Origin of the sequence: Planococcus sp. NCCP-2050 (genome assembly GCF_023708025.1) — a bacterium.
Taxonomy (GTDB): domain Bacteria; phylum Bacillota; class Bacilli; order Bacillales_A; family Planococcaceae; genus Planococcus.
This window is the reverse complement of sequence record NZ_BRCX01000001.1, coordinates 1286701-1308487: the sequence shown is the minus strand read 5'-3', so window position 1 is coordinate 1308487 and position 21787 is coordinate 1286701. Positions and strand designations below refer to the sequence as shown.

Here is a 21787-nt window from a genome sequence, read left to right as displayed (position 1 = left end):
CAATAAATGCTTTATCCTCTTGATGCGAATGTTAAAATGAGTCATGGGGGTGGGGTTGTGATTTGTAAATTAAACCATCGCAATGAAGAAACTGCGGAAAATATACAACGCATTCAACAGCCGGCCTATCTTGTCGAAGCCGAGCTGATGGGTTTTCACGGAATTCCGCAACTGACGGAATCGATTGAGGATATACAAAACAGCGGTGAAAGCTTTATTGGATTTAAAGAAGAGAAATTAAAAGGTTTTATATCATATGTTGATGAAGAAGGTTTGATTGATATTTACCGCTTGGTCGTTCATCCGGATTCTTTCAGGCAAGGAATTGCGAAGAAACTGCTTGCAGATTTGTTGATGCGATACAAGGGGCGGAAGTTTATTGTTAGTACAGGGACGGCCAATGAGCCTGCCAAAAACCTTTACCGGTCTTTCGGTTTTATTGAACAAGACGAATTTGAAGTGTCTCCGGGCATTACGTGTACAAATTTCATGAAACAAAGCTGAAAACTATTGCATGCGAGAGGTGGAGGGATTTACATGGATTACTTACAGCATCCTTTTGATTCGAAACGAACGACCGTTTTTTCAAAAAAAGGCATGGTGGCAACTTCGCAGCCGCTTGCTGCCCAAGCGGGAATTGAGATCATGCGAAATGGCGGCAATGCTATCGACGCGGCCATCGCAGCTGCCGCAGCATTAACGGTTGTCGAGCCTACGTCAAACGGCATTGGCGGAGACGCATTTGCACTTGTATGGGTGAAAGATAAATTGCATGGTTTGAACAGTTCAGGCCCTGCCCCGAAGAATATTTCCATTAAAGCGGTCAAGAGCTTAGGGCATGAAGAAATGCCGGTTCACGGGATGATTCCGATTACCGTACCAGGCGTGCCGGCGGCTTGGGCTGAACTGTCGAAAAAATTCGGCAAGCTTCCTTATTCGGAGCTGTTTAAACCGGCGATCCGCTACGCGGAAGAAGGCTATCCGCTCACGCCGATTCTCGGCAAGTACTGGAAAGCGGCGTACGAATCTTTCAAAACTAAATTTACGGCAGAAGAATATCAGTCATGGTTTGATACATTTGCGCCTCAGGGAAAAGCTCCGGAAATTGGAGAGATGTGGTCATCTCCAGGACATGCAGAAACTTTACGTGAAATTGCGGCAACGGAAAGCCGTTCATTTTATAGCGGCAAGCTTGCAGACCAAATAGATGCATTCATGCAGAAGCATGGCGGTTTCTTGTCAAAAGAAGACCTTGCGGCATTTAAGCCTGAATGGGTAGCGCCTGTTTCTGCAAATTACCGGGGATATGACGTGTGGGAAATTCCGCCAAATGGCCAGGGAATGGTGGCTTTGATGGCATTGAATATCTATAAAAATCTAAACAAGCCGAAATGGCAGTCAGCTGAAACGTACCATGAGCAAATTGAAGCGATGAAACTGGCGTTTACAGACGGCAAGGAATTCATCACGGAACCGGAAGCGATGCCGGTGAGTGCGGAGCATTTATTATCAGAGGAATATGCAAAAAAACGGGCTGAAGTAATTGGAGAAACGGCGATTGATCCCGTACTTTACGAACTGCCGAAAGGCGGCACCGTTTATTTGTCTGCTGCGGATGAAGAAGGGAATATGATTTCATACATACAAAGCAATTATATGGGCTTTGGTTCAGGCATTGTCATTCCAGGAACCGGAATTGCTTTGCAGAACCGGGGAGCAGATTTTTCATTGGATGAACAGCATCCGAATGCATTAAAAGGCGGCAAACGGACTTTCCATACAATCATTCCCGGTTTCTTGACGAAAGACGGAAAAGCGGTCGGCCCATTTGGCGTGATGGGCGGCTACATGCAGCCACAAGGCCATTTCCAAGTGGTGACGAATACGATAGATCATTTACTGAATCCGCAGGCAGCACTCGATATGCCGCGCTGGCAATGGTTAGGCGGAAAAACCATTTTGCTGGAACCGGCTTTCCCGAATTACTTGGCGCAAGAGTTGAGCCGAAAAGGGCATGCCATCCAACTGGCTGTGGACAGCGGATCGTTCGGACGGGGACAGATTATTTGGCGAAATCCAGAGACGGGCGTATTGGCCGGCGGAACTGAAGCGCGGACAGATGGAGCGATAGCTGTTTGGTGAAGAAACAGAAAAACGAAAGCCGTCAAAACCAAACTCCTCGAATGAAAAAAAATGCCGATATTTTCGCCGCTTTTTTCCGCGTCGGCATACTCGGTTTTGGCGGTGGGCCATCTTCTATTCCGCTTTTCCAACGGGAAGTGGTTGATAACTATCAGTGGATGGATAAGGATGAATTCGGTGATACGCTGGCTTTGTCAAATACAATGCCGGGGCCGATTGTGACGAAACTTGCAGGCTATGTCGGCTACCGGGTAAATGGATTGATTGGCTGCCTAGTCGCCATCTTCGCTTCGGTCGTGCCGACTGTTTTGCTGATGATTCTTTTGCTCGGAGTGCTTCAGCAATATAAAGATGTGGAATGGGTAGACAATATGTCAGCGGCAGTCGTCCCGGTGGTCGCGGTCATGCTTGGCGTCATGACTTGGGATTTCTTGAAAAAGTCCGGTGAAGCACTGGGCTGGGCACGCGCCTTGCTGTTGGTGGTGTTCGCCGCAATCCTCATGGAAGTGCTGAATGTCCATCCGGCCATTCTCATCGTCGCTTTATTGGCCATCGTTCTGCTTCCGCGCAGCAAAGGAGGCGAGCGCAAATGATTTATTGGTCGATTTTCCTGGCTTTTTTTATTCCTGGAATATTGGGATATGGAGGCGGTCCGTCATCCATTCCGCTTGTGGAGAAAGAAGTGGTAGATAACTACGGCTGGATGACCACTCAGGAATTTGGAGAAATGGTGGCGCTCGCCAATGCCTTGCCAGGGCCGATCGCTACAAAAATGGCGGGCTATATCGGTTATGTAGAAGGGGGAGTTCTTGGTTCTTTGGTGGCGTTGTTCGCTTCCATCGCCCCTTCATTGCTATTGATGATTGTACTGATGGTTACGTTAATGAAGTACAAAGACTCACCCAAAGTCAAAAATATTACAAAACTCATCCGGCCGGTCATCGCCGTCTTGCTGGGGGCGATGACTTTACAGTTTGTGAACACTTCCATCGGGACAACAGGAGGGGTTCAAACGGTAATTTTAATTGTCGTTAGCTATTGGATGCTGGAGATCCGGAAAATCCATCCGGCTTTTGTCATTCTTTTGGCTTTGGCATACGGTGCATTATCCAGTTTTATATGAATGTGTGAGGACACCTGCATTTTTTGCAGGTGTTTTTTCTATAGTTGATAGTAGTGTTCGATGATCATACCTTTGACTCCAAGTTCAATTGATTTACTTTCATTTTAAAATAAATTATTATGTGATAACGAGGATAATGATTATCCGCGTTTAGAAAGCAGAGGTGATGAATGTGCATATGAAAACAGGCGTTGAGCAATCGGTTTATGCCGTTTTACTGCTGAACATGCTGCCGGATAAAGCCGTACTTCCGGGAGAAGCGATCAGTCAGCAATTAAAAGCATCGCCCACGTATTTCCAAAAATTGCTTCGCAAACTGGTCAGTGCAGATGTCATTGCATCGGTGCCAGGCGTAAAAGGCGGATTTAAACTAAAGAAACGACCGGAGGATATCACGGTTTACGATATCTACCTTGCGATAGAAGGACGACAGTCGCTTTATTCATCCAGCGGTATTTTAGGCGATCTGCTGGAACTGGAAAAAGAGGAAAGCTGCTGCCTGTTGACGGATTTAATGGAAGAAGCGGAAGTGGCTTGGAAATCGGTCATGAAGCGGGAAACCATTTCGTCATTGGCAGAAAAGATGAACGAGCAGCAATTTTTGTTGAAAACAGAAGCTTTGCAGCAATGGGTGCAAAGAAAAATGGTTGCCTAGAATTAGGAAAGGAGTGGATCAGGTGATTCCTCAATTGAAACGAATCAATGAATTATCAAAGAAATCCCGTGAAAGTGGGCTGACAAATGCTGAAAAAGTCGAGCAGCAAGTATTGCGGGAAGATTATCTGCGCGAAATCCGTGGGCAAGTTGAAAATACCGTAACCGGATTGACCGTGCTGGATCCACTCGGAAACGATGTAACACCGGACAAAGTCCGCAATGAAAAAGCAGCAAACTCCATTTAAATTAAAAAAAGAAAGTAAGTGAAAATAGATGAATGATTATTTAGTGAAAGCTTTAGCATACGATGGACAAGTTCGTGCTTATTCCGCACGTACGACTGAAACGGTAAGTGAGGCGCAGCGCCGCCATTATACGTGGCCAACTGCATCAGCAGCACTGGGCCGTTCGATGACAGCGAGCGTCATGCTCGGTGCCATGATGAAAGGCGAAGAAAAATTGACGATCAAAATCAACGGCGGCGGCCCGCTTGGCACTATATTAGTGGATGCAAATGCGAAAGGTGAAGTAAGAGGCTATGTTTCGAACCCGCAAACGCATTTTGATTTAAACGCGCAAGGGAAATTGGATGTCAGAAGAGCAGTCGGAACGGAAGGCACACTTTCTGTTTCAAAAGATGTGGGCTTATTGCAGCCATTCGTCGGTCAAGTGCCGATCGTTTCGGGTGAACTGGGCGAAGACTTTACGCATTATATTGTTACTTCTGAACAGGTGCCTTCATCTGTTGGCGTCGGCGTTATCGTTAATCCTGATAACACAATCCAAGCTTCAGGCGGCTTTATCATTCAATTGATGCCGGGAACAAGTGAAACGATTATTACGGAAATCGAGGGCCGGCTCAGCAAAATTCCGACGATCTCCAATATGGTGCGCCAAGGAATGACGCCTGAGGAAATCCTTTTTGAAGTACTGGGCAAAGACAATGTGAAAATCTTAGACGACATGCCTGTGAATTTCCAATGCCAATGTTCACGCGACCGGATTCATAATGCGATTATCAGCTTAGGGCCTGTTGAAATTCAGGATATGATTGAAACAGATGGCCAGGCAGAAGCGCAATGCCATTTCTGCAATGAAAACTATCTGTTCACAAAAGAAAACTTAGAAGCGATGCTCGAAACAGCCAAATAATTTTTTTCAAACACCCGCAAAGCTTGCGGGTGTTTTTTTTCTGAACAGGAGCTTCTTATTGGGGTTATTCTTTTCTTATGCTATACTTATCTCGAATTCGAGATAAGTTTAACTTAAAACAATTAGGGAAACAGACAAGTAAGGTGTCTGAAATAGGAGGATGATTTAGATGAAACATGTATTCCATCAAGGATCAAACACGGAAAAACCGACTTTTTTATTATTGCACGGCACCGGAGGCAACGAAAATGATTTATTGCCGCTTGCGAACCATGTCGATCCAGAAGCTTCTGTACTCAGTATACGAGGCAATGTTTCCGAAAATGGCATGCCGCGATTCTTCAAGCGTTTGGCTGAAGGCGTTTTTGATATGGAAGATTTGAAAGCGAGAACGGAAGAGCTCAATGAGTTTATCAGCAAAGCGGCCAAAGACCATGGCTTCGACCGAAAAAACGTCATCGCGATCGGCTATTCTAACGGTGCCAACATAGCAGCAAATTTGCTGTTTACTTATTCGGATGCGCTAAAAGGTGCAATTCTCCATCACCCGATGGTTCCAAACCGTGAAACGGAATTACCGGATTTAACGGGTGTTCCTGTATTCATCTCAGCAGGGACCAATGATCCGATCTGCCCGTCGGAAGAGTCTACCGATTTGGAACGTTTATTGAAGAATGCAGGAGCAGAAGTGCATTTGCACTGGGAAAACTACGGGCATCAATTAACGATGCCGGAAGTGGAAGCAGCGAAAGTTTGGTACGACCAATTATAGAAAAAAATCCCCTTGTGGAAACAAGGGGATTTTTAGAAGGCAAGGAGGCGTGACATGCAAAGAAACCCACATATTCAGGAACAATTGGAAGCATGGATTGAAGAAAACAAAGGACATGCGATTTTAGGGACAACTGCGCAATACATTCCGGCGCTTGGGAAAGTTGATCCAAGCCGTTTAGGGATTTGTATGGTGGATGAAGACGGCCATTATTACTGTGCGGGAGATACGGATCAGGAATTCACGCTGCAAAGCATTTCAAAAGCGTTATCGTTTATCGCAGTATGCTGCCATTACGGTTTAGAATTTGTACTAGAGCGAGTTGACGTTGAACCTACTGGTGAAGCATTCAATTCCATCATTCCTTTTGAAATCCACCGTCCGAATAAACCATTCAATCCATTCATCAATGCAGGTGCTATCACCGTATCTGCCTTATTGCCAGGGCAAACCAGCCAAAAGAAATACGAATACTTGCTGGAATTTCTGGAAAAGCTGGTGGGGCATCCGCTCGAAATGGACCGGGAAGTCTATGATTCCGAATGGAAATCTTCACATCGCAATCGGGCACTTGCCTATTACTTGAAAGAAGCGAACTTCCTTGAAATCGAAGTGGAAGAAGCGCTCGATATTTATATCCGCCAATGCTCTATTAAAATAAGTACGCAAGATTTGGCCTTAATCGGGTTAATCATCGCATATGATGGGTTTAATCCGATTACGAAAGAAAAGCATTTTTCAGATGAAATCGCTCAAGTGGCGAAAGTATTGATGGTGACGTGCGGCATGTACAATTCTTCCGGGAATTTTGCAGCCCATGTCGGCATCCCGGCGAAAAGCGGCGTTTCCGGAGGCATATTGGCTGCCGTTCCGCCTAAACTCCATTCCCAGACGTATGAGTTTCGGGCTGGAGCAGGCATCGGTGTTTACGGGCCAGCGATCGATGTCCAAGGAAATAGTGCCGCTGGAACAATGATGCTGCGCCAGATTTCAAAAGAGTGGGACTTGAGTATATTCTAAAAAAACCCGTGAGCTGATAAAGCTCACGGGTTTTCATTTTTGGGGGCATAGGATAGCTCTTTTATCTGGAAGGCTAAGCTGCCGATATTTACGATGCCTTCGAATTTACGGGTTTTTCCCCAATCATAAAATTGAAATGTGACGGAGTGGCTGCTGACCGCTTTAATCGAGGGCCCAATGATATCGCCGCCGGTGTCTTGGTTTTCAATCACATGAGCAATCGCTTTGCTGATGCTTTGGCTGCGTTCGTCGTCATACCGGACCAATGAGATTAAAGTGCCTTTGCCAGGCAAAATATCCGTCGTCTCACGGTGAGCTGTTAAAGCCACCAAATCGCCTGGTTTTAACTGCCCCTGCTCGAGAGGCGCTCCAGATGTTTGTGTGAATCGGCTAGTTGGAGTTACTTCAAAATAGGTGCCTTCAATCAAGATGGCTTGTTCAGCGGGGTGCTGCACAATATGTAGCGTAGAGTAATCCAGCTTCGGCGGAGTGATGCTTTCGGAAGCAACGGGTTCTGCAGAGCAGCCGGAAACTAGTAGAAAACAACCAAATAATAATAGAGCCAGTCCTAAATTGCGCACACAATTCCCCCCTGCCATCATCTTTACTAATACAGACGTTTCAGAAAATGAAAAGTTACAGAAAAATGGAAAATAATATAGAAAGAATTTTGAAATTCATTATGTATTTTATTTTGAAATATTTTCTAAAGAATGATGCTTCAATGATTGTTAAAGTTTAGGCGAAATGGCTCATTCAGTTTCTCGCATGTTTGAGATGCCAAGGCACGGGTAAATCTTTTGTAAGCAAGATTTTTCAAGTTACACATACTGAAATTGGAGGAATCAAAAATGGCTAACAATAAGTTTATGGGAACTTTCGACAATGAAACAGAAGTGTTAAGAAAAATCGAGGAACTGAAAACGCAAGGCACGAGTGAAGATCACATGTACGTGATGGCACGTGACAAAGAGCAGATTTCCATGGTACGGGGCCGGACAGATGTCGATTACAAATCAACAGAAGGCAACTGGAAAGATAAATTCATGGGATTCTTATCCGGCAATGAACCTGTCCGCGAGGCATTTAACGGTTTAGGTGTGGACGGCGATGAAGCTGACCGCTATTACAACGAAGTACAGAACGGAAAAATCCTGCTATTTGTAGATAAGGAAATGGGCGATAATTATTCGCGCACATCTGAGAACTACACAGGCAGAGATGAAGGAAAGAGCACATTGGCAGGCGGATCGGTTTACGGGGATCCTACTGTAGAAAACACCAGAGCTACTGGACATTCGGATTCAGGAATCGTTGCGCGTGACGGCTTGACTGTCGATACGAACGAAGCCAATGATATTGATTTCCATAGAGAACGGAATATGGTGGATTCAGACGATACTTCAGCTGCTTCAAGACTCGATGATGAGACCGCTGGTGTCGGCCGGGATACAGGAACCGGATTTGGATTAGGGACAGGCAACACGGTCGACGATACGCCGCGCCCAAGCCGGGATACAAATGATTTCACTGCAACTAATGAAGTGGATAGATCGGACCGATTCGACGATACGGACCGCACTACTGGCGGTTTGACTGATCGAGATCGGACAACCGGCGGATTTACAGATGCGGATCGTACAACTAGTGGCTTAACAGACAATGATTTGAACCGCGACCATACGCATGATGAAGAAGAGCGCCTGCGCCTGCACGAAGAAAGATTGCATGTTAATAAGGATCGTGTGCAGACCGGTGAAGTGAATGTAGGGAAGCATGTAGTGGAAGATGAACAGACCATCGAAGTACCGGTTGAACGTGAGGAAGTTTACGTAGAGCGCCGTCCGGTAAATGAAGAAAGCACAGACGGCGGCTTGACTGGAGATGCTTACCAGGAAGGCGACAATATTCACATTCCGGTCACGGAAGAACGCGTCGATGTATCAAAAACCGATGTGGTGAGTGAAGAAATCGTCGTCGGAAAACGCAAAGTTCAGGATACGGAAACTGTAAGTGAAACAGTTCGCCGTGAAGAAGCGGATATTGATGAAGATCATGATGTCGATGATTTAGGACGCAACCGAAAAGACCGCTTGTAAGATTTTGTTGGAGTGAACATGCACGGTGAGGCGGGGAACTATCCCCGTCTTTTTTATTTCGCCAAAGAGCGGTATGATAGAGGAAAGTCAGGAGTGAAGACAATGGACGGCAAAAAAAGAAATGATATAAAACCAGGGATTACAGTGAATATTGTGTTGAAACAAGACCAACGATCCGGCAAGCTGACCAAAGGCATTGTAAAAGACATATTAACCAACTCAGCTACGCATCCGCACGGCATTAAAGTTCGGCTTGAAGATGGCCAAGTAGGGCGAGTGGCAGAAATTCTGGAATCAAAATAAACTTCTACTTATTCTGAAAGGGGACATGAACATGTTTGCCAACAAAGAAGAGCACGGAGAACTTTTTGAAGCTGCAGAAAAAGAAAAAGCAAAACGCCAAAACGAAAAACTTTCCACAGAAGACCCGCGTAAAATAGGCGAGCAATTAGGGGAACAAAAAGAGGGGCTGGATGAACGGCATTATGAAAATCCAAAAACCCGTAAAGATAAACGAAATGCAGATCCCATCAGTAAACCGGATGAGAAAAATTTCATTTGAAGTTTATAGAATTACAGAAGAGGACTCATTAATTTGAGTCCTTTTGTGTGTTAAAATAAAAGGAATGAAATTGCGAAGGAGTAGCATATGAGCCATTTTTTTGAACGGAAGCAGAAAGAGCTTGGAGTGGAATTGAATAAGATCCAAAAGAAAGCTGTGGAGCGGACAGATGGCCCGCTGCTTCTTTTAGCATGTCCAGGTTCCGGAAAGACCACAACGATGATTATGAGAATCGGCTATTTGATCGAAGAAAAAGGGGTCAGTCCTCAGAAAATCAAAGCGATTACGTTCAGTAAAGCATCTGCGTCCGATATGAACGAACGCTATAAACGCTTTTTTCCGAAACTTGCCCCAGTCGATTTTTCAACGATCCACAGTTTAGCTTTTCAAATCACACGTGCATATTTTGCAGAATCCCGCTATATCATGATTGAAGGAAGCGAATCAAACGGCCTTCACAAGAAACGCCTCTTACGTGAAATGTATCAGACGGAAGTGGGGGAACCCATCACGGATGATCAGCTAGAGGAACTCACCTCTTTTATCAGTTTTGTTAAAAACAAAATGATCCCACGGGAAAAATGGTCGCAGCTGAAAGCGCCATTTGATGGTGCTAACGAGATTTTAAAAACCTATGAAGCCTTTAAAGAAAATTATGATCACCGCTTGGTGGATTTCGACGATATGTTGTCTTTAGCCAATGAAGCCTTGGAAAAAGACAGAGCATTGCTTTCAAAATATCAGAACAAATGGGAATACGTCATGACAGATGAAAGCCAGGATACATCGCTCATCCAACACGCGATTGTCGAAAAACTGGTTGCCCGCCATCGCAATCTGTGTGTAGTAGCCGATGATGATCAATCGATTTATACGTGGCGGGCAGCTGAACCGACTTATCTACTGAAATTTAAGAATGTTTATCCGGATGCATATGTGATGAAAATGGAGCGTAATTACCGTTCGACTAAAAATATCGTCGATACAGCAAATGTCTTTATAAAAGCCAATAAAAAACGCCATGATAAGAATATGTTCACAAAGCAGCCTTCAGGGGAGCCGATTGTGTTAAAAAGGCTTTCTTCAGAAGAAGCCCAGCTAAAATATCTCTTTAAAGAATTAAAGCAATTAACCGATTTTGGCGAAGTGGCTATTCTCTATCGCAATAATTCCTCTTCAACTTTGTTGATGAGCGAGCTGGAGCGCCATGGCATTCCTTTCTATATGAAAGATGCAGACAACCGCTTTTTCTCCCATTGGATTGTAGAAGATATGCTGAATTTCATGCGCTTTAGCCTAAAGCCGGAACGTGTAGACATTTATGCAAAAATCGCTTCGAAAACCAATGCTTACTGGTCGGGCAGCCAGTTGAAGTTTTTGAGCCGCATGAAGTCGACGCAAAACAATGCATTTGATGAAATCAACCGGACTGTAACATTAAAAGATTACCAGATCAAAATTTTGAACGAGCAAAAGAAATGGTTTGAAGCCTTGAACAGTATGCGTCCGTTAAAAGTGATTCGGACCATCCGGGCAGACCTCGGCTACGATCAGATGCTTTCCAGCCGAGCAGAAAAATTCGGTATGCGTCTGCAATACTTAGAACAGATATTGATGAAGCTGGAGCAAATCGCCGAGCCTTTGGAGTCCATGACGGAATTTGCGGTAAGGCTAAAAGAGCTGGAGCAGATTACCCAAAATGCAAAAGCGGAAAAGACGGATGACATGCTGACCTTATCGACATTCCATAGCTCCAAAGGGCTTGAATTCGACAGGGTCTATATGGTGGATCTGGTGGAAGGCGTAATTCCGACCGAAGAAGATGCAGATAATCCGGCAACGCTGGAAGAGGCGAGAAGGTTATTCTATGTAGGCATGACGCGAGCCAAAAAACATTTGGAATTGATCAGCTACGACAGCGAATCTCGTTTTATGAATGAAGTGAGGGACATCATCGTTCCGGAAAAGAGCGCGGTAAAAACAAAACAGCCGGCTGCTCGAACGCCGATTAAAGTAGATGTGCCGGATAATCCGAATGCTGTAAAAGCAGATGATGAGCTAGCTGAAGGGGTAACAGTTCGCCATCGTGTTTTTGGGACGGGGAAAATTGTTGAACGGGACCATGAGCGGCTATCAATCCAATTCGCAAAAGAGCGGAAAGATTTGATGATTGATATATGTTTAAGCTATAAATTATTGGAAGTGATTGACTGACAGCAAGTTTTATATTCAACTTAGGAACGCGGGGACAGGAAAATGAAAATCAGAGATTGGGATCGAAGTTTAAAAGTCCGCCTTGTAGGCGAATTTTTTATGAATACAAGTTATTGGATGGTATTTCCATTTTTAGCTATTTACTTTGCGGAAGAGTTCGGAAAGGGGACAGCGGGCTTATTGCTCGTCATCTCCCAAGTTTTTTCTGTCGCAGCCAATTTGATTGGAGGGTATTGCGCGGATCGGTTCGGCCGGCGGCGGATGCTCGTTATCGCTTCCATAGCGCAGGGAGCTGCATTTCTGCTTTTCGCTTTTGCCAACTCACCTTGGTTTGATTCGGCAGCCTTAGGATTTGTGGCTTTCACCATCGCTGGAATGTGCAGCTCGCTTTATTGGCCTGCCAGCCAGGCAATGGTGGCCGATGTCGTTCCTGAAAAATACAGAAGCGATGTGTTTGCCATTTTCTACACGACATTGAATATTGCGGTAGTTGTAGGACCGCTGATCGGTGCCATTCTATTCTTCTCGTTCCGCTTTGAACTCTTATTGACCGTAGCGGTTATTTCGATGATTCTCGGACTGGTTTTGCGCCTTTATACAAACGAAACTTTGTCGCAAAAGATGCGGGACAAATGGGAAGAAGGGGAGTCTGCAGGTCTGTCAAAAGCGGTTCTTGGCCAAATCAAAGAATACGGACTGATCTTTAAAGACCGTGTTTTCCTCTTGTTCGTTATTGCCGGAGTCTTAGGTGCACAGACATTCATGCAGCTGGATCTATTGTTCCCGATTTACTTGAAAGAAACGATTGATGTACAGACGATTGCTTCTTTCGGAAGCAAAGAATGGACCGTGACAGGTGAAACGTCTTTCGGCTTCCTGTTATCGGAGAATGGTCTTTTAGTGGCATTGTTGACTGTAGTGGTGACAAGATGGATGACAAAATTCCGCGAAAAATGGGTGTTTTTCTTTTCAGCATGCTTTTACGCAATTGCCATGATTCTTTTCCCGTTAACATCGCTTTTTTGGATTTTTGTCATCGCAATGGCCATCTTCACCTTTGCCGAATTGATGGTAGTAGGCATCCAGCAGAGCTTTATTTCGAAATTGGCACCGGAAGATATGCGGGGGCAATACTTTGCAGCCGCGAGTATGCGCTACACCATCGGGCGAATGATTGCGCCGGTTTCAATTCCGATGACTGCCTGGTTCGGTTTTGGTTGGACGTTTGCTATTTTAGGCGTATTGGCATTAGCAAGCGGCCTCGTCTATCTAGTGATGTTCCGGTTATTCGACAAAAAAGCGTCCCATGTATAGGGACGCTTTTTTTATAGGCGATGATTTTTCCTATTCTTTCTTCACTAAACGCAAGAGCATGTGAGCAAGCATATGCTGCTCTTCTTTTTCTCCGACTTTCCATAATTCCTGCAAAAGATATTCTTCGCGGTTTTTTGGATCTTCGTTTTTCGCTAAATAGTTGGCAACTTTTTCAGTGATTTGAGCCAAACGTTCTTCGCTCAATCCTAATTTTTCACCCATCTCAACTTTGCTGCTTAAGTATTGCTTGAAATGTTCAAAATTTGCTAAGATGTCTTCTTTTTTCTCATCATCAAAAGATTTTAATTTATCGTCTACTTTTTTATCGATATTTTCCATTAATCACACACTCCTTTTATTTGATTGCACTATCTGTTTACCTCTATGAAGCTCTTTTAAACGTCAGAATAATAAAAAAAAGAAGGAAGTCTCTCGTTTAATGTAGAAGACTTAGGGTAATGAACTAAAGAGGATGTATTTTAAGGAGGATGATGGATGAATGACATTATATGACGAAATCCAGAAACTAAAAGCATTTAATTGTGATGACCGTTGCGTATTAAGCGTCTACTTGAATACGAACCCGGCGGATTTGAACGCACAAAATGGCGCTTGGAAAATTCACCTCAAGAATGGTTTGAAACGATTGGATGAATATTTAGAAGCCTCGCAAGATGAGCAAGAAATGAAACGCTATAAAGAGCTGAGAAAAAAAGTGGAGCGTGAAATACTTGACCATAAAGACGACCTCCAAAAGGGTGTCGTTATTTTTGCATCTCCACATGAAGATTTATGGTCTGTGCATTACGTTCAAGTGCCGGTGAAGACGAGTTTCCACTGGGAAGCAAAGCCAGCACTGGATGAATTAAGATATATGTATAAGGCTTATCCATATGCCGGCGTGATTCTGCCGAGCTTTAAAGGGATAAGAGTGCTCGATACTTCGATGGGAATTATTAATGAAGAGATCTTTTATGAATTTGATTCGGGATTGGAAGTATGGACAGAGCAAAAAGGCGTCCATTCTGCATCCAGAAGCGGCGGCACGGGCAATAGCATGGGCGGCGGCGGAGCTCATTTAGGCGGAAACAGCGGAAGCCATGCAGATGACCTAGACCACCGCCTGCGGGAGAACTTGGAACGCTTCTATAAAGATATGAGCATCAAAATCGAGAAACTGAAAAAAGAACGCCATTGGGATGAAATTCATGTGGTGGGAGAAACCGAACATGCAAAATCCTTTGCCAAAGTTTTGATGAAAAAACCGAACAGTTGCGTATATAAAAACTTAATCAATAGTTCACCAGGGCAAATCCTGCATGAAGTGTTTGAAAAATAATCAAAATCCCCAGCGTTATGCTGGGGATTTTTTTATGTTTTCTTTTGGATAGAGGGCTGCGGACAGAACGTACAGGTTTCAAAAGCATCGAGTTCTTTATACAAGCAGCACGTTTTTCGCAAAGGTCGAGTCACAGCAACTTCCAAAGAGGAATTGCCTAAAAGCTTAGCGAGATAAGACGTTTTGATCGGTTCCCAATTTTCAGGTTCCAGCAGCCACTCCAAATCTTCAGCTGCTCTTCGCGGTTGGCGCTTTTCAAAATTGGCATAAAACCACAATAGCGACCCTAAGATGTTTTCCCAAAGAATAATAGGCGAGATTTTTACATAGCGGCGGAATTCCTGGATGGCCTGATCGCCTTGTTCATACAGAACTTCATGCATGGCAGAAAAGCGTTGGGAATCCGTTATCAATACCAGGTTTTCAGCATCAGCATGGGTTTGAAGTAAAGGAAAGCCGTAATTGACGACACGATTAAAGCGTAAATCACTGAACGAGCCTTTAAAATAGCAGTGGTGATTGATGATCAAATCAAATTGAGCCGTGATGAATAAGGCATATTGCCGGAAAAAATAAGAAACCGCGGCGCCGTCATTTTCGCTTCCGGACCATTCTTTTAATTGAGTTATCGCTGTTTTTAAATCTAATGACAGCGGCTTTTCAGGCAGACGGCCAACTGCTACAGAATAATTAGAAAGGATGAGTTTGAGTTGGGGGGATGCATCCATGGATTTTCACTCCTTTAACTACTCATCATGCTAAGGGAAAATAAAAGATTTGCAAAGGGGTAAGCAAAACTTATCGTAATTCATTTATACAATTGAATGTTCTTTTGTATTTTGTTTCATTAAACTAGTGGTAATGGGAGGGGAAGCTATGAAATTTTCAATTAGCAAAATTGACCACGTACAAGTTGCTGCACCAAAAGGGAACGAAGAGCAGGCACGAAAATTCTATAGGGACTTATTGGGAATGAAAGAAGTAGAAAAACCGGAGCCGTTGAAACCGCGTGGAGGCGTATGGTTTGAATTTGGCAGCTTTCAACTGCATGTTGGAGTGGAAGAGCCTTTTTCTCCAGCTAAAAAAGCGCATCCTGCTTTTTTTGTCGATGGTTATGAAGCGCTTAGAAAACAATTGGAAAGCCAAAGCATTGAAGTGAAAAACGATGGCAGCATTCCCGGAGTGGAACGATTTTTTGTTTTCGATCCATTCGGCAACCGGTTAGAGTTTTTAAAAGAGGGTTCAGTAAAATGAGATAAGAAGAAAAGAAGGACAGTCCAGAAGCGTTTGATCAGCTCTGTACTGTCCTTCTTTCTGTTTCTCTAAAATTTTATACAGCTTGCAATGCTACCGCGGGACCGAAGAACTCAAAATGGATTTGCTGTTCGTTCATTCCCATTGCGCGCAATTCACGGATCATCGCTTCCATGAAAGGAACGGGTCCGCATACATACACGTCGCCTGTGATATCCACGTATTCTTCAAGAACCGCACGAGTGATGTAGCCATCCGGAAGGTCCGAATACAAAGTTTTATATGCGGCGTTTGCCATAGTCGCTAGATGCTTTTGAATGTCTTTATCAAATGCATGCAATGATTCATTGCGTGCTGCATGAAGGAAAACAGTCGGACGTTCAGGAGTCAAAGTGGCCACTGTTTCAAACATGCTCATCATTGGCGTAATGCCAACACCGCCGCTGATGAAAGCGACCGGAGAATCTTTTTCAACATCGAGAACAAATTCACCGGCTGGTGCGCTCACTTCAATGGTATCGCCAATCGCTAATTCTTCATGAAGGTAAACCGACACGCGTCCGTTTGGATCATTGTCCGCTTCACACTTGACTGAGATGCGGAATTGATCGGGTTTCGGAGCTTGAGATAAGCTGTACTGTCTATTGAACAAATACTCTTCCCCCGGAATGGACATGCGTACAGAAATGTACTGGCCAGCTTGATAAGCGGGAACAAGAGATCCATCTGCAGGTTTTAAATAGAACGATATGATATTATCGCTTTCTTTTACTTTGTCAGCGACGATGAAGTCTTTGAAGAACTTCCAGCCGTTTTCTTGATTTTCAGCTTTTTCATATATGCCTTGCTCAACACCGATAAAGGCGTCGGCAATCATTCCGTAAGCTTCTGCCCAGGCGTTGATGATTTCATCTGTTGCCGCATCTCCTAGCACTTCCTTGATCGCTTTCAGTAAATATTCGCCGACAATCGGATAATGTTCTGGTTTGATGCCTAGGCTGACGTGTTTGTTCGCAATTTGAACAACCGCTGGCAGAATGGCTTCCAAATTATCGATATGGACAGCTGCTGCGTAAACCGTATTGGCAAGTGCAGCTTGCTGGCGCCCTTTAGCTTGATTGGCGTGATTGAAAATATTCAATAGTTCAGGGTGTGCATCGAATAAATTCTTATAAAAGACCGTGGTAATAGCTGTGCCATGCTGTTCGAGTACCGGTACTGTAGATTTGATGATGGATTTCGTTTCTTGGGATAACATCTTCGATCGCTCCTTTTGTTTTCTATAATTCGACTATAAACCTATCTGTGGTTTAAAGATATATTTAAAATACATCTTTAAAATTTAGACACATTTAGTTTCACAGAAAAGTCACATAAAAAAGAGTTCACGGAGTAACCCGTGAACTCTTTGGCTATGAAAGCAGACAATCAATTGGAATCATTTAAATCTAAAGCCGGACCGAAAAATTCAAAGTGAATGCGGCTATCGTCCATTCCGATATTGCGAAGCTCCCGGATCATGCTCATCATGAACGGCGGCGGCCCACAAACGTACGCATCACCTGAAGGATCGACATATTCTTCTAAAGTTTTGCGTGTGATAAAGCCGTCTTCTTCATCATAAATTGTTTTATAGTATGCATGCTCCATCCGGTTTGTATAGGAGCGGATGTCTTCATCAAAGGCATGCTGCAAGCGATTTCTAGCACCATGTAAAAAGGTGGTCGGGCGCGCCGGAGTCGAAGTTGCCACAGTTTCGAACATGCTCATCATTGGTGTGATGCCGACGCCGCCGCTAATAAAGGCAACAGGGGTTGTTTTGGAGGAATCGAGTACAAAGACGCCAGCAGGTGCACTGACTTCCACACGGTCGCCTTCCTGGATTTTTTCATGAAGATAAATCGAGACAACGCCATTTGGATCATTGTCCGCTTCACGTTTTACTGAAATTCGGAATTCATCCGCTTTAGATGCTTGAGACAAGCTATACTGGCGGATCATAGCATATGGTTCTCCCGGAATCGACAACCGGATGGAAATATATTGTCCAGGTATATAAGCGGGAACATTCGATTGGTCTACCGGTTTTAAATAGAAGGAAGTGATGACTTGGCTTTCTTTTTCCTTCCGGGCGACCACAAAGTCTTTAAAGTAAATCCACCCATTCTCTTGCTCGGCGGTTTTTCGGTACATATTTTTTTCGACATCGATAAATGCATCTGCAATCACGCCGTAAGCTTCAGCCCATGCAGTGATGATCTCATCGGTTGCTGCATCTCCAAGTACTTCTTTCATCGCCTTTAAAAGATATTCGCCGACAACCGGATAATGCTCAGGCTTTACGCCTAAACTTACATGTTTATGGGCAATTTGGATAATTGCCGGCATGATTTCTGCCAAATCGTCAATATGGACGGCCGCAGCATAGACGGCTTTTGCAAGTGCCGTTTGCTGCCTTCCTTGTGCCTGGTTTGCATGGTTGAAAATATTCAGCAATTCCGGGTGAGCTTCAAATAGATTTCTGTAAAAGGCAGTGGTGATCGCGACACCGTGGTCTTCCAATACAGGGACGGTGGATTTGATGATGGATCGTGTTTCGTTTGATAACATGAAAATCATCTCCTTTTCCTTTATGAGTTCTTCGCAATCTCAATTGCTTTATCGAGCTTCCCTTAATCGCTATAATGAGGAAGCAGGGAAGGTGAGATTGATGAAATTGACCATGTATACCGACTATTCATTGCGCGTGCTGATTTATTTGGGTTCCAAACCGGAAGGCAAATTGACGACCATCCAAGAAATTTCGGATGCTTACCATATATCCAAAAATCATTTAATGAAAGTGACATTTGAACTCGGGAAAGCCGGATTTATTCAAACGGTCCGCGGCCGCGGGGGAGGCATCCGCTTAGCCGATCTTCCACAAAATATCAATGTGGGGACGGTTGTGCGCCGGATGGAGGATGATTTCCATCTAGTCGAGTGTTTTGACCGCGAACATAACCGCTGCCCCATAACGCCGGTTTGCGGATTGCGCGGCGTATTAGGAAAAGCGCTCCATGCTTATTTATCGATTTTGGATGAATACACACTGGAGGATCTTCTTTTTAACCGGGAAGGCTTACGTGAAATCCTCCACACATAAAAAAACGGCCCGAAAAATCCGGAGCCGTTTTTTGTTTACAATTCAAGTGTTTGCGGCTCTTGGCCTTTTTTATTGATGATGCGCACACGCGAAGGTTTAATCGCAAGAATCACCAAATGGGGATCGTCCGGACCGCTGAACCAGCCTCTTAAATGCTCGTTCCACACTTTGTCAATGATGCTTTTATCGTCATGGATGCCCATCGTGCCTTCTATTTCAAGAAAAGCATCGCCGACGCCTTCGCCTTCATAGCCAAGGAGAATATGGGCATGAGGATTGTTCTCAAGCTCATCGACTTTTTGCGTTTGATCGCTTGTCGCTGTATATAACGTGAATTCATCATTAAAGAATGTCATATAGCGGGAATGCGGTTTATCGTCTTTCACCGTTGCCAAAACCCCCACATAACTATCCTCTAAAATCTTTAAAGCTTGCTGCTTCAGTTCTTGCTGATCCATATTTTCCACTCCTTTGAATTTAAACTTACTTCTAGTATTCCTGTTTTCTCGGGAAATAAACGTGAAGAAATTGGGCAAAGAAAAAACCTGCTTAGTTAAGCAGGTTCTTCAACACGTTCGACTGGTTTTGGGGTTCGGTTGAACATGCTTGGCAGCACCATTCCAGTAAGGACGACGAAGATGCCGACAATCTGGAGTACTGTCAAAGATTCACTTAAGATGATGACTGAAGCAATAACGGCGACTGGCAGTTCCATCGCACTTAAAATGGAAGCCAGCCCCGACCCTACGTGAGGGACGGCAATTGAGAAAAAATAAATCGGCATGATGATTCCAAAGAATCCTAGAAGGAGGCCGTATATCCATAATCCTTCGCCAAAGAAAGTTCCGTTCCATATGATTTCAGGCGTCTGGAAGACTGCGATGACAAGAGCCGCTGCCAGTGACACATAAAATAGGCGGGTTGTTGTATCCATGCCTTCGATTTGCTTGCCATTGACAAACATGAACGCTGAGAAGCAGAATGCAGCTCCAATTCCCCATGCCCATCCTTGCCAAGGGATGCCGCTTAAATCAGCGTCAATAACTCCGGCAGCAAGAATCGTTCCCCCGAACAGTATGAGAAGCGAAATTACTTCTATGCGCTTCAACCATCTCCGGTTTGCGATACAATCCATGAACATGCCGATCCAAGTGAATTGGAATAAGAGCACGACTGCCAGCGAGGCTGGCAAGTAATTAAGCGAATGGCTATAAACCATTCCAGTCGCTGCAGTGAACGACCCGGATAAGACAAGAATCTTCCAACCGCGTAGGCGCGGCAGGCTTCTCTGCGTTACGGCAAATAAAATAGCCGCTAGCACAAAACCGGTAAAATATTGGCTTGTAACAGCTTCGGCTGTTGTAAAGCCATGGCTCATGGCGACTTTTATAATCGTAGAAAGTACTCCATAACAGCTGGCCGCAACAACGACCATTACTGGGTATATCCAGTTTTTCAAATGTATCCACTCCTGTTCCAAAGAGAATCATAACATAAAAGAACCGCAAGGCATTAGCCTTGCGGTTCTTCAGAAAAGTAGATGTATTTTGATTATTAATCCGGGAACTTTTCTTCGCTGGAAGAATCTTCTTTTGTAGCGCGCGGCTTGCCTTCTTCCGCTTTTTCCTGCTTTAAATCTTCAAGAGGGAGGGAGTCCACTGTTTGTTCTTCTTTGAACATTTCATGCATCGTTTTTTTGTCCGTCTTGAATTGTTCAGGATTATCCATAGGAGCGCCGTCTTTTGTTTCGCGCTCTTTTCCTTCGAAAGGTTTTTTGTCACTCATGGAAAGCACCTCTTTCTTTGTCTGTTACTGGTTTATTCCTTTTATAGAGAGTTTTAAAACATTCCGGTATCGCCTCTGGCATCAAAATGCTCTAAATTCATGCTTATTCGGGCTATTTCTAATAGCTTGTCAAACATTATGGTAAAATAGAGGGAGTGAACGAGAGGAGTTGTATCATGGAAACAAAACCTTCAATAAATGTAGGTGGACTGAGTTTTGAATGGGACCTGGAAGAAGGAAGATTCATATTTGAAGGACAGGATTCGGTGCTTTTCTGGACAGCTTCTGCCATGAAAATCTTTTTTGATTCGATTGAAGAGATTTCTGGAGAGGATGCTGCGAGCGTCGTAATGGAATCGACGGGGTTCCGACAAGGTTTGCTTGTAGGAGATTATTTCTCAGAGATGGAGAATGTTTCGGTTTCTGAAGCAGCCAATCTGATTACGAATACATATGCATCTGCTGGATGGGGACTTGCGAAAATACAAGATATGGACGAAGCCGAACAAACTTTGCGTGTGCATTTGAAAAATAGCTGGGAGCATAAAATCAATGTAGCCCAAGGGAAAAAAGAAGGCGGAAGCTACTTGGCTGCCCATTACGCAGGGATTTTCAGCAATCTTTTCAATACGAGTATTTGGTATAGCATCGTACATCATCAAATTGAAGGATATGAAGAGACTATTATCGAGTATTTCCCGTCAGAGCAGAACATCGAAGAGAATATTCACCGCTTTGCGCGACTAAAAGAGGCCGAGCAAATCGATCAGCTGGAGAGATTGGTCCAAGAAAAGACAGCAGAACTAAACAGTTTGATCAAAGAAATTTCTTCTCCGATTATTCCGGTTCTTGAAGACATCGTCGTCGTGCCGCTTCTCGGAACCTATGACCAAGCAAGAGCAGAAGAGCTGCTGGTGAAAACATTACAGAATCTGCCGACCCATAAGGCGAATTATTTAGTGCTGGATTTGACGGGCCTGAATGACCGATTTACTCAGGAAGCAGCTAGCCTTATCGAAAAGTTGGGATCTACTGCAGGCTTGATCGGAACCAAAACCATTCTGGTAGGGATTTCCCCTCAAATGAGCATGGTCATAACAGAATCAGGCATTGATTTGTCTAAATTTAATTGCTTTCAAACTTTGCAGCATGGCATCCATTATGCGCTTGCTCAAAACGGAAGAGCGATTCTATAAAAAAATAAGCGCC

At 44.2% G+C, this 21787-nt stretch carries 26 protein-coding genes; 18 read left to right on the top strand and 8 right to left on the bottom strand.

Annotated features, from left to right (window positions below; all coding sequences use genetic code 11):
- Positions 1-57 precede the first annotated feature (57 nt).
- From NFU07_RS06380 to NFU07_RS06340, 9 genes are all read left to right on the top strand, one after another.
- Entirely contained in the window at positions 58-504 is a 447-nt protein-coding gene (locus NFU07_RS06380; RefSeq protein WP_251475940.1) for a GNAT family N-acetyltransferase, read from the top strand.
- Between the two features lie 33 nt (positions 505-537).
- Positions 538-2142, top strand: a complete 1605-nt coding sequence (locus NFU07_RS06375; protein WP_251475939.1) for a gamma-glutamyltransferase family protein — start codon at positions 538-540, stop codon at positions 2140-2142.
- Between the two features lie 41 nt (positions 2143-2183).
- Positions 2184-2735 (top strand): chromate transporter, encoded by a 552-nt coding sequence (locus tag NFU07_RS06370; protein ID WP_251477136.1) that lies wholly within the window; start codon positions 2184-2186, stop codon positions 2733-2735.
- Positions 2732-3265, top strand: a complete 534-nt coding sequence (locus tag NFU07_RS06365) for a chromate transporter (RefSeq protein WP_251475934.1) — start codon at positions 2732-2734, stop codon at positions 3263-3265. Before NFU07_RS06370 ends, NFU07_RS06365 begins: the two co-directional genes overlap by 4 nt.
- 172 nt (positions 3266-3437) lie before the next feature.
- Complete coding sequence (locus NFU07_RS06360) at positions 3438-3920, top strand: RrF2 family transcriptional regulator (RefSeq protein WP_251477133.1); 483 nt, start codon at positions 3438-3440, stop codon at positions 3918-3920.
- A gap of 22 nt (positions 3921-3942) precedes the next feature.
- Complete coding sequence (locus NFU07_RS06355; protein ID WP_251475932.1) at positions 3943-4167, top strand: DUF896 domain-containing protein; 225 nt, start codon at positions 3943-3945, stop codon at positions 4165-4167.
- A 28-nt stretch (positions 4168-4195) separates the two neighbouring features.
- A complete protein-coding gene (hslO, locus tag NFU07_RS06350) occupies positions 4196-5074 on the top strand; it encodes an Hsp33 family molecular chaperone HslO (protein WP_251475930.1) in 879 nt (292 codons plus the stop codon).
- Positions 5075-5243: 169 nt separating this feature from the next.
- Entirely contained in the window at positions 5244-5846 is a 603-nt protein-coding gene (locus NFU07_RS06345; RefSeq protein WP_251475928.1) for an alpha/beta hydrolase, read from the top strand.
- Positions 5847-5900: 54 nt separating this feature from the next.
- On the top strand, positions 5901-6866 hold the full coding sequence (locus NFU07_RS06340) for a glutaminase (RefSeq protein ID WP_251475926.1): 966 nt from the start codon (positions 5901-5903) through the stop codon (positions 6864-6866).
- 23 nt (positions 6867-6889) lie between these two features.
- Here the strand turns inward: NFU07_RS06340 and NFU07_RS06335 are convergent, their stop codons facing one another.
- On the bottom strand, positions 6890-7447 hold the full coding sequence (locus NFU07_RS06335) for a hypothetical protein (RefSeq protein ID WP_251475924.1): 558 nt from the start codon (positions 7445-7447) through the stop codon (positions 6890-6892).
- Positions 7448-7717: 270 nt separating this feature from the next.
- Between NFU07_RS06335 and NFU07_RS06330 the strand changes: the two genes are divergently transcribed.
- The 5 genes from NFU07_RS06330 to NFU07_RS06310 all read left to right on the top strand — a co-directional run bounded on the left by NFU07_RS06330 (position 7718) and on the right by NFU07_RS06310 (position 13055).
- Entirely contained in the window at positions 7718-8965 is a 1248-nt protein-coding gene (locus NFU07_RS06330) for a DUF2382 domain-containing protein (protein ID WP_251475921.1), read from the top strand.
- A gap of 102 nt (positions 8966-9067) precedes the next feature.
- Complete coding sequence (locus NFU07_RS06325) at positions 9068-9268, top strand: YwbE family protein (protein WP_251475919.1); 201 nt, start codon at positions 9068-9070, stop codon at positions 9266-9268.
- Positions 9269-9299: 31 nt separating this feature from the next.
- Positions 9300-9527, top strand: a complete 228-nt coding sequence (locus NFU07_RS06320; RefSeq protein ID WP_251475917.1) for a hypothetical protein — start codon at positions 9300-9302, stop codon at positions 9525-9527.
- Between the two features lie 87 nt (positions 9528-9614).
- Positions 9615-11741 (top strand): ATP-dependent helicase, encoded by a 2127-nt coding sequence (locus NFU07_RS06315; protein WP_251475915.1) that lies wholly within the window; start codon positions 9615-9617, stop codon positions 11739-11741.
- Between the two features lie 42 nt (positions 11742-11783).
- Positions 11784-13055: an MDR family MFS transporter gene (locus NFU07_RS06310; RefSeq protein WP_251475913.1), complete on the top strand. Its 1272-nt coding sequence runs from the start codon at positions 11784-11786 to the stop codon at positions 13053-13055.
- A gap of 30 nt (positions 13056-13085) precedes the next feature.
- Here NFU07_RS06310 and NFU07_RS06305 read toward each other — a convergent pair whose 3' ends face one another.
- Positions 13086-13394, bottom strand: a complete 309-nt coding sequence (locus NFU07_RS06305) for a DUF3243 domain-containing protein (protein WP_052650535.1) — start codon at positions 13392-13394, stop codon at positions 13086-13088.
- 160 nt (positions 13395-13554) lie between these two features.
- Between NFU07_RS06305 and NFU07_RS06300 the strand changes: the two genes are divergently transcribed.
- Complete coding sequence (locus NFU07_RS06300) at positions 13555-14394, top strand: VLRF1 family aeRF1-type release factor (protein WP_251475912.1); 840 nt, start codon at positions 13555-13557, stop codon at positions 14392-14394.
- Positions 14395-14426: 32 nt separating this feature from the next.
- Here NFU07_RS06300 and NFU07_RS06295 read toward each other — a convergent pair whose 3' ends face one another.
- Positions 14427-15122: a hypothetical protein gene (locus tag NFU07_RS06295; RefSeq protein ID WP_251475910.1), complete on the bottom strand. Its 696-nt coding sequence runs from the start codon at positions 15120-15122 to the stop codon at positions 14427-14429.
- Positions 15123-15270: 148 nt separating this feature from the next.
- On the opposite strand from NFU07_RS06295, the gene NFU07_RS06290 reads away from it, so the two are divergent.
- A complete protein-coding gene (locus tag NFU07_RS06290; protein ID WP_235197221.1) occupies positions 15271-15648 on the top strand; it encodes a VOC family protein in 378 nt (125 codons plus the stop codon).
- 76 nt (positions 15649-15724) lie between these two features.
- Here the strand turns inward: NFU07_RS06290 and hmpA (NFU07_RS06285) are convergent, their stop codons facing one another.
- Entirely contained in the window at positions 15725-16906 is a 1182-nt protein-coding gene (gene hmpA, locus NFU07_RS06285; protein ID WP_251475908.1) for an NO-inducible flavohemoprotein, read from the bottom strand.
- Between the two features lie 170 nt (positions 16907-17076).
- Complete coding sequence (gene hmpA / locus NFU07_RS06280) at positions 17077-18267, bottom strand: NO-inducible flavohemoprotein (protein ID WP_397443492.1); 1191 nt, start codon at positions 18265-18267, stop codon at positions 17077-17079.
- A gap of 91 nt (positions 18268-18358) precedes the next feature.
- On the opposite strand from hmpA (NFU07_RS06280), the gene NFU07_RS06275 reads away from it, so the two are divergent.
- Positions 18359-18793 carry an Rrf2 family transcriptional regulator gene (locus NFU07_RS06275; RefSeq protein ID WP_235197218.1) on the top strand — a complete coding sequence of 145 codons (435 nt, stop codon included), beginning with the start codon at positions 18359-18361 and terminating at the stop codon, positions 18791-18793.
- A 35-nt stretch (positions 18794-18828) separates the two neighbouring features.
- Here the strand turns inward: NFU07_RS06275 and NFU07_RS06270 are convergent, their stop codons facing one another.
- From NFU07_RS06270 to NFU07_RS06260, 3 genes are all read right to left on the bottom strand, one after another.
- Positions 18829-19251: a pyridoxamine 5'-phosphate oxidase family protein gene (locus NFU07_RS06270; RefSeq protein ID WP_251475906.1), complete on the bottom strand. Its 423-nt coding sequence runs from the start codon at positions 19249-19251 to the stop codon at positions 18829-18831.
- 95 nt (positions 19252-19346) lie between these two features.
- Positions 19347-20252: an EamA family transporter gene (locus NFU07_RS06265; protein ID WP_251475904.1), complete on the bottom strand. Its 906-nt coding sequence runs from the start codon at positions 20250-20252 to the stop codon at positions 19347-19349.
- 95 nt (positions 20253-20347) lie between these two features.
- Positions 20348-20578 (bottom strand): hypothetical protein, encoded by a 231-nt coding sequence (locus NFU07_RS06260; protein ID WP_052650542.1) that lies wholly within the window; start codon positions 20576-20578, stop codon positions 20348-20350.
- 176 nt (positions 20579-20754) lie between these two features.
- Here NFU07_RS06260 and NFU07_RS06255 point away from each other — a divergent pair, with 176 nt between their 5' ends.
- A complete protein-coding gene (locus NFU07_RS06255; RefSeq protein WP_251475902.1) occupies positions 20755-21774 on the top strand; it encodes an STAS domain-containing protein in 1020 nt (339 codons plus the stop codon).
- Positions 21775-21787 lie beyond the last annotated feature (13 nt).

Excerpts from the sequence above, each read along its gene's own strand:
- NFU07_RS06375 (WP_251475939.1), top strand. The coding sequence starts at position 538 with ATGGATTACTTACAGCATCCTTTTGATTCGAAACGAACGACCGTTTTT.
- NFU07_RS06370 (WP_251477136.1), top strand. The coding sequence starts at position 2,184 with ATGAAAAAAAATGCCGATATTTTCGCCGCTTTTTTCCGCGTCGGCATA.
- NFU07_RS06365 (WP_251475934.1), top strand. The coding sequence starts at position 2,732 with ATGATTTATTGGTCGATTTTCCTGGCTTTTTTTATTCCTGGAATATTG.
- hslO (WP_251475930.1), top strand. The coding sequence starts at position 4,196 with ATGAATGATTATTTAGTGAAAGCTTTAGCATACGATGGACAAGTTCGT.
- NFU07_RS06345 (WP_251475928.1), top strand. The coding sequence starts at position 5,244 with ATGAAACATGTATTCCATCAAGGATCAAACACGGAAAAACCGACTTTT.
- NFU07_RS06340 (WP_251475926.1), top strand. The coding sequence starts at position 5,901 with ATGCAAAGAAACCCACATATTCAGGAACAATTGGAAGCATGGATTGAA.
- NFU07_RS06330 (WP_251475921.1), top strand. The coding sequence starts at position 7,718 with ATGGCTAACAATAAGTTTATGGGAACTTTCGACAATGAAACAGAAGTG.
- NFU07_RS06325 (WP_251475919.1), top strand. The coding sequence starts at position 9,068 with ATGGACGGCAAAAAAAGAAATGATATAAAACCAGGGATTACAGTGAAT.
- NFU07_RS06320 (WP_251475917.1), top strand. The coding sequence starts at position 9,300 with ATGTTTGCCAACAAAGAAGAGCACGGAGAACTTTTTGAAGCTGCAGAA.
- NFU07_RS06315 (WP_251475915.1), top strand. The coding sequence starts at position 9,615 with ATGAGCCATTTTTTTGAACGGAAGCAGAAAGAGCTTGGAGTGGAATTG.
- NFU07_RS06310 (WP_251475913.1), top strand. The coding sequence starts at position 11,784 with ATGAAAATCAGAGATTGGGATCGAAGTTTAAAAGTCCGCCTTGTAGGC.
- NFU07_RS06305 (WP_052650535.1), bottom strand. The coding sequence starts at position 13,394 with ATGGAAAATATCGATAAAAAAGTAGACGATAAATTAAAATCTTTTGAT.
- NFU07_RS06300 (WP_251475912.1), top strand. The coding sequence starts at position 13,555 with ATGACATTATATGACGAAATCCAGAAACTAAAAGCATTTAATTGTGAT.
- NFU07_RS06295 (WP_251475910.1), bottom strand. The coding sequence starts at position 15,122 with ATGGATGCATCCCCCCAACTCAAACTCATCCTTTCTAATTATTCTGTA.
- NFU07_RS06290 (WP_235197221.1), top strand. The coding sequence starts at position 15,271 with ATGAAATTTTCAATTAGCAAAATTGACCACGTACAAGTTGCTGCACCA.
- hmpA (WP_251475908.1), bottom strand. The coding sequence starts at position 16,906 with ATGTTATCCCAAGAAACGAAATCCATCATCAAATCTACAGTACCGGTA.
- hmpA (WP_397443492.1), bottom strand. The coding sequence starts at position 18,267 with ATGATTTTCATGTTATCAAACGAAACACGATCCATCATCAAATCCACC.
- NFU07_RS06275 (WP_235197218.1), top strand. The coding sequence starts at position 18,359 with ATGAAATTGACCATGTATACCGACTATTCATTGCGCGTGCTGATTTAT.
- NFU07_RS06270 (WP_251475906.1), bottom strand. The coding sequence starts at position 19,251 with ATGGATCAGCAAGAACTGAAGCAGCAAGCTTTAAAGATTTTAGAGGAT.
- NFU07_RS06260 (WP_052650542.1), bottom strand. The coding sequence starts at position 20,578 with ATGAGTGACAAAAAACCTTTCGAAGGAAAAGAGCGCGAAACAAAAGAC.
- NFU07_RS06255 (WP_251475902.1), top strand. The coding sequence starts at position 20,755 with ATGGAAACAAAACCTTCAATAAATGTAGGTGGACTGAGTTTTGAATGG.